This is a genomic window from Phormidium pseudopriestleyi FRX01, from assembly GCF_017313335.1.
GTDB classification, from domain to species: Bacteria; Cyanobacteriota; Cyanobacteriia; order Cyanobacteriales; family Laspinemataceae; genus Laspinema; species Laspinema pseudopriestleyi.
The window spans coordinates 1-9,223 of the sequence record NZ_JAFLQW010000091.1 but is presented as its reverse complement, the minus strand read 5'-3'; the positions used below and the strand labels follow the sequence as shown (position 1 = coordinate 9,223).

The 9,223-nt window shown below is 44.1% G+C and carries 12 protein-coding genes and 1 pseudogene; 12 read left to right on the top strand and 1 reads right to left on the bottom strand.

The genetic code is table 11. From position 1 onward, the window contains the following. Positions 1–391 precede the first annotated feature (391 nt). From atpE to J0895_RS03790, 8 genes and pseudogenes are all read left to right on the top strand, one after another. Entirely contained in the window at positions 392–637 is a 246-nt protein-coding gene (gene atpE / locus J0895_RS03825) for an ATP synthase F0 subunit C (RefSeq protein WP_207086798.1), read from the top strand. Positions 638–757: 120 nt separating this feature from the next. Beyond that, positions 758–1,246 (top strand): F0F1 ATP synthase subunit B', encoded by a 489-nt coding sequence (locus tag J0895_RS03820; protein WP_207086797.1) that lies wholly within the window; start codon positions 758–760, stop codon positions 1,244–1,246. A gap of 101 nt (positions 1,247–1,347) precedes the next feature. Next, positions 1,348–1,893, top strand: a complete 546-nt coding sequence (locus tag J0895_RS03815) for a F0F1 ATP synthase subunit B (protein ID WP_207086796.1) — start codon at positions 1,348–1,350, stop codon at positions 1,891–1,893. Continuing rightward, a complete protein-coding gene (gene atpH, locus J0895_RS03810) occupies positions 1,890–2,441 on the top strand; it encodes an ATP synthase F1 subunit delta (protein WP_207086795.1) in 552 nt (183 codons plus the stop codon). Before J0895_RS03815 ends, atpH begins: the two co-directional genes overlap by 4 nt. Before the next feature lie 80 nt (positions 2,442–2,521). Continuing rightward, positions 2,522–4,039, top strand: coding sequence for a F0F1 ATP synthase subunit alpha (atpA, locus tag J0895_RS03805; RefSeq protein WP_207086794.1), 1,518 nt, complete (start codon positions 2,522–2,524; stop codon positions 4,037–4,039). A gap of 114 nt (positions 4,040–4,153) precedes the next feature. Next, positions 4,154–5,110 carry a F0F1 ATP synthase subunit gamma gene (locus tag J0895_RS03800; protein ID WP_207086793.1) on the top strand — a complete coding sequence of 319 codons (957 nt, stop codon included), beginning with the start codon at positions 4,154–4,156 and terminating at the stop codon, positions 5,108–5,110. Positions 5,111–5,332: 222 nt separating this feature from the next. Further along, entirely contained in the window at positions 5,333–6,895 is a 1,563-nt protein-coding gene (locus J0895_RS03795) for an AAA family ATPase (RefSeq protein ID WP_207086792.1), read from the top strand. Between the two features lie 168 nt (positions 6,896–7,063). After that, positions 7,064–7,174: pseudogene (locus tag J0895_RS03790) on the top strand (F0F1 ATP synthase subunit gamma); the annotation flags it as partial. A 138-nt stretch (positions 7,175–7,312) separates the two neighbouring features. Here the strand turns inward: J0895_RS03790 and J0895_RS03785 are convergent. Next, positions 7,313–7,465 carry a hypothetical protein gene (locus tag J0895_RS03785; RefSeq protein WP_207086791.1) on the bottom strand — a complete coding sequence of 51 codons (153 nt, stop codon included), beginning with the start codon at positions 7,463–7,465 and terminating at the stop codon, positions 7,313–7,315. A gap of 91 nt (positions 7,466–7,556) precedes the next feature. Here J0895_RS03785 and J0895_RS03780 point away from each other — a divergent pair, with 91 nt between their 5' ends. The 4 genes from J0895_RS03780 to J0895_RS25635 all read left to right on the top strand — a co-directional run bounded on the left by J0895_RS03780 (position 7,557) and on the right by J0895_RS25635 (position 8,873). Then, a complete protein-coding gene (locus J0895_RS03780; protein WP_242541032.1) occupies positions 7,557–7,832 on the top strand; it encodes a BrnT family toxin in 276 nt (91 codons plus the stop codon). Further along, the gene (locus J0895_RS03775; RefSeq protein ID WP_207086789.1) at positions 7,795–8,070 is read left to right on the top strand and encodes a BrnA antitoxin family protein; all 276 of its coding nucleotides are present in this window, start codon (positions 7,795–7,797) and stop codon (positions 8,068–8,070) included. Before J0895_RS03780 ends, J0895_RS03775 begins: the two co-directional genes overlap by 38 nt. 231 nt (positions 8,071–8,301) lie before the next feature. Beyond that, on the top strand, positions 8,302–8,535 hold the full coding sequence (locus J0895_RS03770) for a DUF433 domain-containing protein (protein ID WP_207086788.1): 234 nt from the start codon (positions 8,302–8,304) through the stop codon (positions 8,533–8,535). Positions 8,536–8,687: 152 nt separating this feature from the next. Next, positions 8,688–8,873 (top strand): DUF5615 family PIN-like protein, encoded by a 186-nt coding sequence (locus tag J0895_RS25635; protein WP_242541031.1) that lies wholly within the window; start codon positions 8,688–8,690, stop codon positions 8,871–8,873. Positions 8,874–9,223: the final 350 nt, after the last annotated feature.

The following is a 9,223-nucleotide window of genomic DNA, read 5'->3' as shown; positions in this document are numbered from 1 at the left end:
GGAAAGTGTGATTAGCATCAAACCTGGAACAACATTGGCAAAGAACACCACTCCGTAAGGAGTTGAACTTTATTTAGTTCAAAAAAGAATTCCCTCATTATATTTGCTTTAGTGGGGTAGTGCTTTTCAAAACAATAAAGATTCGTTCGTCTCGCCATCCACACGCTCACGGCTCAACGCCTACGGCGTGGGAGGTTGTAAGCGAGTGGAATCCTCATCTCACCGCGCCTTTCATCCAACACTAACCTTCGCTCGGTATAGTGTGGTGATTCCCGTCTGTCTAGCTAAAATCAGGATTTGATAGTTGGATTTTGAGCGCGATCAAACCGCCAAAATCTGAGTTCGTTCATTCTGTAAATCGTTCATTTTGTACTAAAGGAAACAACCAATCATGGATCCATTAATTGCTGCTGCTTCCGTTATCGCTGCTTCCCTTGCTGTTGGTTTGGCTGCGATCGGTCCTGGTATCGGTCAAGGTAATGCCGCAGGACAAGCAGTAGAAGGGATTGCCCGTCAACCAGAAGCAGAAGGAAAAATTCGGGGGACATTACTGTTGAGCTTGGCATTCATGGAAGCACTCACGATTTACGGCTTGGTGGTCGCACTCGTGTTGCTGTTTGCTAACCCCTTCATTTAAGAAGATTAAAGCGGTGTCAGTTGTAGAGAGGCGATTATAACATCACCTCTCTACAACCGGGCGCTGTTATTTCGATTTCCATCCAGTTCAACCCCCGAAAGCAATAGCGGCTGATTTACTATGATTCAATGGACGATCTTACTAGCCGCTGAAACAGCGGTAAAGGAAGGTGGGCTATTTGATTTTGACGCCACCTTACCGATCATGGCGCTGCAATTTATCATTTTGGCGGTAGTTTTAAACGCGATCTTTTATAAGCCTCTGGGCAAGGCGATCGACGATCGCACCGAGTATGTTCGGTCCAGCCAACAAAGCGCTAAAGAACGCCTGTCCAAAGCCGAAACCTTGGCAAAGCAATACGAACAAGAACTAGCCCAAAGTCGGAAAAAAGCGCAAGAGATTATCGCTCATGCGCAAGCCGAAGCCCAGAAAATCGCAGCGGACCAAATCGCCGAAGCCCAGCGAGAAAGTCAAGCTCAACGAGAGCAAGCTCAACGAGAAATCGAGCAGCAGAAGCAAGAAGCGATGAGCTCCTTAGAACAGCAAGTCGATGCCTTAAGTCGCCAGATTCTCGAAAAACTCGTCGGCACAAACTTAGTCAAGAGTTAGAGACCCAGGATTAGAGGCAAAGCATTATATTAACCTTTTCCTCTAACAACTAAAAACAGTCTAACGAACGACGGCATTAAGTAAAGGAAGTTATCGATCTTATGATTCTGGGAACTTTTTGGTTGCTCGCTGCTCATGCAGAAGAAGCAGCAGAAGGAGGTTTCGGTCTTAACTTAGACTTTTTTGAAACCAACATTGTTAACTTGGCGATCGTCATTGGCGTGCTGTTCTACTTCGGTCGGAAAGTTTTAGGAAACATTCTAACCGAACGACGCGCCCAAATAGAATCTGCCATTAAAGAAGCTGAAAAACGTCAGAAAGATGCAGCCGCAAAACTGTCGGACCAACAGCAGAAACTAGCCCAAGCTCAAGCTGAAGCTGAAAACATCAAAGCCCAAGCCCAAGAACGAGCCACCGTTGAAAGACAACAAATTGCCGCCCAAGCTCAAAAAGATTTAGAACGCTTGAGAGCAGAAGCCGGACAAGACCTCAACGCGGCTAAAGAACGGGCAATGGCTGAATTACGCCAACGAGTGGCAACAATGGCATTAGAACGAGTTGAAAATCAACTCAAAAGCCAACTCGATGAAGGCAAACAGCAACAACTCATTGATAACAGTATTGCGATGCTCGGAGGCAATCGATGAGTATCATCCAGTCTGAAGTTTTTGAACCTTACGCTCAAGCCCTGATGTCCTTGGCGCAAGAGCATAACCTCACCGAGCAAATTGGCGAGGATATGCGGGGCATCCTGAAATTACTCAAAGAATCTCCCGATTTGGATAAATTTATTGGCAGTCCGATTATCAAAGAATCGGACAAAAAAGATGTCCTCGGCCAAATTCTAGGGGATTCAGTTCAACCCTTTACTCGCAACTTTTTAATGTTGCTGATTGATCGCAGACGCATTCCCTTCATCGAAGGAATTGCCAACTATTACCTTACCCTGCTGCGTAAGCTGAATCAAACCGTACTCGCCGAAGTCACCTCCGCAGTACCCCTGAATGAAGCTCAACAAGAAGGCGTTCGGAATAAGGTCAAAGAAATTACTTCCGCCCAACAAGTCGAACTCGAAATGAAAATCGATGCTGACTTAATTGGTGGTGTCGTGATTAAAGTCGGTTCGCAAGTCCTCGATGCCAGCTTACGCGGACAACTGCGACGGATTGGTGTGCGCTTAGGCAGCAACAGCTAACCCACAAAAAATCATTAGGGAACCGACCCTCCCTAAACCCTACAGAAAAAACTACCCAGCAACCCCTAACAAAAACTGAGATGATCAGCATCAGACCCGACGAAATCAGCAATATTATTCGCCAGCAAATCGAGTCCTACGACACAGACGTTAAAGTCTCAAACGTGGGTACCGTCCTCCAAGTTGGGGATGGAATTGCACGGATTTATGGACTAGAAAAAGCCATGTCCGGCGAACTTTTAGAATTCCAAGATGGCACCGTTGGTATCGCCCTCAACTTAGAAGAAGATAACGTGGGTGCGGTGTTAATGGGTGATGGTCACCAGATCCAAGAAGGATCTTCTGTAATCTCCACCGGCAAAATCGCTCAGGTCCCCGTGGGAGAAGCGATGATTGGCCGCGTCGTTGATGCCTTGGGTCGTCCGATCGACGGCAAAGGAGACATCAACACCACCGAAAGCCGCTTGTTGGAATCTCAAGCCCCTGGTATCATTGAGCGTCGTTCGGTGTACGAACCGATGCAAACGGGTATCACCGCTATTGACTCCATGATTCCGATCGGACGGGGACAACGTGAGTTAATCATTGGTGACCGTCAAACTGGGAAAACCACGATCGCCGTTGACACGATCATCAACCAAAAGGGTGAGGACGTGATCTGCGTGTATGTGGCGATCGGTCAAAAAGCCTCCACGGTTTCTCAAGTCGTCGCCACTCTCCAAGAAAAAGGTGCGATGGACTACACCGTTGTTGTTACTTCTAACGCCAACGAACCCGCTACCCTACAATACCTCGCCCCTTATACCGGTGCCAGCATTGCCGAATACTTCATGTATAAAGGCAAGCACACCTTGGTCATTTACGATGACTTGTCTAAACAAGCTCAAGCCTATCGTCAGATGTCCTTGCTGCTACGTCGTCCCCCCGGACGTGAAGCCTATCCAGGGGATGTGTTTTACCTCCACTCTCGCTTACTGGAACGTGCTGCTAAACTCAGCACCGAAATGGGTGAAGGGAGCATGACGGCGTTACCGATCATCGAAACCCAAGCTAGTGACGTTTCCGCCTACATTCCCACGAACGTAATTTCGATTACCGACGGTCAAATCTTCTTATCCTCTGACTTGTTCAACTCCGGTTTACGTCCGGCAGTGAACGCCGGTATTTCCGTGTCGCGGGTCGGTTCGGCTGCACAAACCAAAGCCATGAAGAAAGTGGCCGGTAAAGTGAAGCTAGAATTAGCTCAGTTTGCTGAATTGGAAGCCTTTGCTCAGTTCGCCTCTGACTTAGATACTGCTACCCAGAAACAATTGGCCCGGGGTCAGCGCCTGCGTGAACTGCTGAAACAACAGCAATATTCGCCCTTGCCAGTAAGTGAGCAAGTTGCGATTATTTATGCAGGGATTAATGGCTATTTGGATGAAGTTCCGGTAGATAAAATCACCGATTTCACCAAAGGTCTGCGTGAGTATATGCGGACTAGCAAGGTGAAGTATGGCGAAATCGTTCAAAGCACCAAGCAACTGACCGATGAAGCTGAGACCTTGTTGAAAGAGGGCATCGCCGAATTCACTCAGTCTTTCACGGCTACCATGTAAGACGGGCAATTGAGAAGAATTGGGAATGAAGAATTGAAGGTTTATTAGATTCTTCATTCTCAATTATTCATGCATTAGGTTTAATTTTAAATTCTTGATTCTTGATTTGGGATTATGGCAAATCTAAAGGCGATTCGCGATCGCATTCAGTCAGTAAAAAACACGAAAAAAATCACCGAAGCTATGCGCCTCGTGGCAGCAGCTAAGGTGCGTAGAGCGCAAGCACAAGTTCTGGGGACTCGCCCTTTTGCCGATCGCTTGGCTCAGGTCCTGTTCGGATTGCAAACTCGTCTGCGGTTTGAAGATGTGGATCTGCCGTTGTTGAAACAGCGCGAAGTGAGTACCGTGGGGTTGCTCGTCGTTACGGGCGATCGGGGTTTGTGTGGCGGCTACAATAACAACATCATCAAACGTGCCGAAGCTCGGATTAAAGAAATCCAAGCCGAAGGATTCGACTATAAATTGGTGCTAGTCGGACGCAAAGCCAGTCAATACTTCAGCCGACGCAACGCACCCATCGACGCTTCCTACATGGGATTAGAACAGATTCCGACGGCCAAAGAAGCCTCAGAAATTGCGGATGAAGTGCTATCTTTGTTCCTCTCAGAAAGCGTCGATCGCGTGGAATTGATTTATACGAAATTCGTGTCTTTAATCAGTTCCAAACCCGTCGTGCAAACGCTGTTACCGCTCGATCGCCAAGGCTTAGAAGTCGCGGACGATGAAATCTTCCGCCTCACCAGTAAAGGCGGTTCCTTCGATGTCCAGCGCGAAAAAGTCGCTTCTACTGCTGCGCCGGAAAGTTTCCCTCGGGACATGATTTTCGAGCAGGACCCGGCTCAAATTCTGGAAGCCTTGCTGCCGCTATATCTGAATAATCAGTTATTGCGCGCCTTGCAAGAATCAGCCGCCAGCGAACTAGCCGCCAGAATGACTGCCATGAATAATGCCAGCGAAAACGCCAGCGAACTCATGGATACGTTAACTCTGACTTACAACAAAGCACGTCAAGCCGCCATTACCCAGGAAATTCTGGAAGTGGTCGGTGGTGCAGCCGGAATGCAACGTTAAATTCCGCTTGACAATTCATCCCTTTTATGCGTCTGAGTTCGCTCAGGCGTTTTTTTGTGGGGGGGTGTGGGGGGGGAGAGAGGGCCGTAAAGTAGTGGGTTGTGGTAAAGTAGTAGGAGAATCAACTGGCAACCAACGACGTAAACGGAAAGATTTGCGTTAATCAAGTGAGGGATGAACTCATCCCGCATAGTTAAGTTTTTTTTTAGCGGAGTTCTTATTATGGAATTTTTTCAACAACGCTTGCATGAGCTAGAAATCGTACAGCTTAAAAATATCAAAGATTTGTTGATTTCATTTGAAACTAAAAATATCACGGCTATTCTTGGTCCTAATGGATCTGGTAAATCAACTATTATTCATGCCTTAGCCTGTTGTTTTCAGCCACCTCAAATTACACCCGATGAAAAAAATAAAAATGAACTACATGGAGAAAAATATAAATTTAGTAATTTTTTTACACCTAATACAGATGCAATATGGAGTGGAAGTTACCTTAAAATAATTCATTCTTATAGAAAAGAATCAGAGCTACATGAGCGGGTTGAAAAAACTTATGAAAAGGCCAGCGATCGATGGATGCCAATCTATGCTAGGCAACCCACTAGAAATGTATATTATTTTGGGGTATCTAATTGCGTTCCACTAATTGAAACAGAAAGAAAAAGTGTCAAAATTAATTACACAACCAGCAAAATTAGTGAAAAAATTATTATAACAGTTCTAGAAAAAGCCTCTTTTTGTTTGAATAGAGAATACACAAGTTATAACATTCATGATACAGGCAAGACCAAAATGATTGGTGTTGAAGCTGATGGCATAAAATATTCACAACTTAGTATGAGTGCTGGCGAACAAAAAATATTTTTGCTTCTAGAAAAAGTTTTTAGAGCTAAAAAGTATAGCCTAATTTTGATAGATGAATTGGATTTACTATTACATGACTCTGCTTTGAAAAACTTGGTTAGGGTTATTTCGGAAAGAGCAGAAAGTCATAATCTACAGGTCGTATTTACCACCCATAGAGAATCAATTCTTGATTTATCTGATCTCATTAATATAAGACATATTTACAATTCTGGAGAAAAAACTCTTTGTTTTAATGATACGAAACCAGATGCTATCCATCGCCTAACGGATAAAATGGATAAAACACTTGAATTATTTGTAGAGGATGATTTAGCCAAAGCAATTGTTTATAAAATAGCAAGTCAAATTGGAATACATAAGCACATTTTTATAGGAAAATTTGGAGCTGCTATCAATGCATTTACTCTTGTTTCGGGTTTACTATTAAAGAATAGTGACTCTTGCGAAAACAGTATTTTTGTATTAGATGGTGATAAGTATCCTACCCCAAATGACCAAAACAAACAAGTTAAAAAAAATTTAACTGGAAATGATGAAAATGCGAAAAAACTTCGTGCTAGTGCTTTGGAAAAAATAAAATCTTTTAATCTTCCCGAAAACTATAATCCTGAAAAATATATTCACAGCTTAATTAAAAAATTAGATAATAATAACAAAAATCCAGAAGAATGCCAAAGAATAAAAGCGGCACAACAAATTATCTCTGTTAATGATTCTCATCAGTATATAGATAAAATAATAAATGATATTGGTTACGAGCGAAGCGTCGGATTGTCAAAAATAATAGATTTGGCTAGCACAACGGAAGAATGGGGACAATATGTATTTTCAGTAAAAGAATGGCTTATTTCTAAAAAAGAATTAGTAGAGGAAAAAGAAAATTTGCAAACTTTATCAGAAATAACTCAGATATAAACCCTCGTTTTTTGTTATTCAAATCAGCGAATTATAACAGATATAAAAACCTATAAAAGATTCTATCAGAGCCGTTCCCGGATTCATGAGGTAGAAGATAGTTAGAGGAATGAAGGAGTGCGATCGAGATCGCACTCTCTCTTGTGAGCGGTGCAAGGAACTTTGTGCGCCAGCGAACTAATGGGAACTTTAACCCTAAGCTACAACAAAGCACGTCAATCTGCCATCACCCAGGAAATCCTAGAAGTGGTCGGTTGTGCCGCCGGATTACAAAGCTAAATTCTGCTTGACAATTCATCTCTTTTATGAGCCCAAGTTCGCTCAGGCGTTTTTTTGTGGGGGTGGGGGGTCTATCGGGCGGGCGATCGCACTATGTCGCTAGTCATCCTGAATGGCAGGGGAAAGGTTGCTAAAAATTTACGGATTTGAGTTGTTGGCATGATGTTTCCAAATGGGGATAGCTGTTCCCTTATCAAAGCCTTGGGGGGGTGGATCGGTGGGTTCTTCAGAGAGGATGAGGGCGATTCTCGTGCCGAGACGCTTCGCGATCGCATATTCACGCTCGGTCATCTTCGCAGCAGGGGGGGAAACTTCGGCATTTGATTCTGTTAATATGAATTTTTGGCAAAATTTAGTTACAATATGTAGTAACAATCAAGGCATGGAATTTGAATGGGATGAAACTAAACGTCTTACGAACCTCCGTAAACATGGCATTGATTTTATTGATGTTTCCATTGTTTTTGATGGAGATATCGTAACGGTTGAAGATGACCGATTCAATTATGGAGAGCAGAGGTTTGTGACTTTTGGTTTGTTGCAAGGGCGAGTGGTCGCTGTTGTCCATACAGAACGAGAAGAATGTATTCGGATTATTTCCGCGAGAAAAGCTACTAAATATGAACAACAAATTTACTTCGAGCAACTCTCAAACTGACTGGAACCGCCTAGACAGGATGACTGATGAAGAAATTGATTTTTCTGATTGTCCAGAAATTACGCACGAAATGGTTACTAAGGTAGTAGTTAGGCGAGGTTTACCTAATTATCAGGCGAAAAGTCAAGTAACTTTAAGCATTGATAGTGATGTTTTGGAGTGGTTTAAATCTCAAGGTCACAGTTATCAGACTGAGATTAACCGTTTACTGCGATCGTATATGGAAGCCCAGCAATAGTCTCTTGGCTTGGATTCAGAAACCGGGTTTCTATCAAAATCTCTAATTTGTAATTGAAATTGTCTCAAAAACCCGGTTTCTTAGAGGAGTTCTTTGAGGTTGCCCCCTATCCTTAATCATTGTGCAACCCCTGATGCAAAGGAGTTGCTTTTCGGAAGGTTAAAGGTTGAGGTTGTGCTATGGTATAATTAATGAGAGAACAAAATGACTGATTAAGCACAAAAACGGGTTATGAACTTAACGAATGACTTGGTAAACCGCATTACTCAAACTCCTGGTCAATGTAGTGGTCGTCCCTGTATTAGAGGGATGCGAATTCGAGTTACCGATATTTTAGAAATGTTGGCGGAAAATGTTAGCGTTACTGAAGTTTTAGAAGACTTTCCTGATTTGGAACTCGCAGATATTCAAGCTTGTCTGCTGTTTGCCGCAAGACGCACTGATTTTCCTAGACTAACGGCATGAAGATTTGGATCGATGCTCAACTGCCGCCAACACTGGCAAATTGGCTGACAGAAACCTTGGGTTTGGAAGCGAGTGCATTGTGAGATTTAGGGCTTCGGGATGCTCAAGATGTTGAAATTTTTGAAGCCGCCAGAGCCTAAAATGTTGTAATTATGACAAAAGATAGTGATTTCATCGACTTGGTATGTCGTTTAGGAGCGCCTCCTCAAATTTTGTGGCTAACTTGTGGCAATGTCACTAACCGCAACTTGCGACAATTGTTAATTGCTACTTTGCCGGATGCGTTAGAACAGTTACGCCAAGGAGAAATGATTGTGGAAATTACTAATACTCCTTAGAGGAACGAGCAATCATGCCCAAATCTAGTTTTTTTAAAGCCGTTTTTTTATGATAGCCCGCGCAGACCTGCTTTATTCGTGTAGCTGTTGACGCTGCGGGGGCTGGGGAAGAACCCCACCCTAACCCTCCCCTTGCCAAGGGGAGGGGACCGGAGTAGCCCGCGCAGACCTGCTTTATTCGTATAGCTGTTGACGCTGCGGGGGCTGGGGAAGAACCCCACCCTAACCCTCCCCTTGCCAAGGGGAGGGGACCGGAGTAGCCTGAGAAGCGCGGGCTTTATTCGTATAGCTGTTGACGCTGCGGGGGCTGGGGAAGAACCCCACCCTAACCCTCCCCTTGCCAAGGGGAG

What these genes read in the sequence shown, in the direction of transcription:
- J0895_RS03775 (WP_207086789.1), top strand. Translation starts at nt 7,795, where the DNA reads ATGAACAACAAATTTACTTCGAGCAACTCTCAAACTGACTGGAACCGC.
- J0895_RS03780 (WP_242541032.1), top strand. Translation starts at nt 7,557, where the DNA reads ATGGAATTTGAATGGGATGAAACTAAACGTCTTACGAACCTCCGTAAA.
- J0895_RS03785 (WP_207086791.1), bottom strand. Translation starts at nt 7,465, where the DNA reads ATGACCGAGCGTGAATATGCGATCGCGAAGCGTCTCGGCACGAGAATC.
- J0895_RS03820 (WP_207086797.1), top strand. Translation starts at nt 758, where the DNA reads ATGATTCAATGGACGATCTTACTAGCCGCTGAAACAGCGGTAAAGGAA.
- J0895_RS03800 (WP_207086793.1), top strand. Translation starts at nt 4,154, where the DNA reads ATGGCAAATCTAAAGGCGATTCGCGATCGCATTCAGTCAGTAAAAAAC.
- J0895_RS03815 (WP_207086796.1), top strand. Translation starts at nt 1,348, where the DNA reads ATGATTCTGGGAACTTTTTGGTTGCTCGCTGCTCATGCAGAAGAAGCA.
- atpE (WP_207086798.1), top strand. Translation starts at nt 392, where the DNA reads ATGGATCCATTAATTGCTGCTGCTTCCGTTATCGCTGCTTCCCTTGCT.
- atpH (WP_207086795.1), top strand. Translation starts at nt 1,890, where the DNA reads ATGAGTATCATCCAGTCTGAAGTTTTTGAACCTTACGCTCAAGCCCTG.
- atpA (WP_207086794.1), top strand. Translation starts at nt 2,522, where the DNA reads ATGATCAGCATCAGACCCGACGAAATCAGCAATATTATTCGCCAGCAA.
- J0895_RS03795 (WP_207086792.1), top strand. Translation starts at nt 5,333, where the DNA reads ATGGAATTTTTTCAACAACGCTTGCATGAGCTAGAAATCGTACAGCTT.
- J0895_RS03770 (WP_207086788.1), top strand. Translation starts at nt 8,302, where the DNA reads ATGAACTTAACGAATGACTTGGTAAACCGCATTACTCAAACTCCTGGT.
- J0895_RS25635 (WP_242541031.1), top strand. Translation starts at nt 8,688, where the DNA reads ATGACAAAAGATAGTGATTTCATCGACTTGGTATGTCGTTTAGGAGCG.